The following is a 520-nucleotide window of genomic DNA, read 5'->3' on the forward strand; positions in this document are numbered from 1 at the left end:
TAAAAGCAAGCGACGTCATTTCACTACCATTATCCACGCGAATCATTTTAGGCAGGCCTCTTTCTGCTTTAAGTTGCTCCAGCGTTCTCACCACTCTGGTGGCCGGCAGTGAGGTATCAATCACGATATCCAAGGCTTCCCTGACGCCTTCGTCAATGATATTGAGCACACGAAAGCGCGTACCGTTGTAAAGTGCATCGCTCATAAAATCAAAAGACCAACTGTAATTCGATTCCGCAGGCACTGCCAAAGGCGCTGGCGCACGCTCGGGTAAGCGTTTTTTGGTGCGACGTTTTTGGTTCAAATTCAGCGCACAGTAAATACGCCACACTCGCTTGAAATTCCAAAGTTTTCCATCCAGTCTCAATCGATAAAAACATTTCCAGAAGCCCCAACGGGATCGCGTTGGATCTTGCACGATTGCGTTAAGCGCATCAATGATAGGTTGATCACGTTCAAGACGATGCTGACTGGGGTCAGGCCGGTACCAACTGCGACGAGACAGGCGTGTCAGACGACA

General features: G+C 49.2%; 1 protein-coding gene. It reads right to left on the reverse strand.

The features are described 5' to 3' along the window. Positions 1-520, reverse strand: a 520-nt coding sequence (locus tag HCX92_RS14745; RefSeq protein WP_371808433.1) for a DDE-type integrase/transposase/recombinase, incomplete at both ends; no start/stop codon positions are given.

Origin of the sequence: Advenella sp. EE-W14, assembly GCF_012923605.1 — a bacterium.
Classification (GTDB): domain Bacteria; phylum Pseudomonadota; class Gammaproteobacteria; order Burkholderiales; family Burkholderiaceae_B; genus Advenella; species Advenella alkanexedens.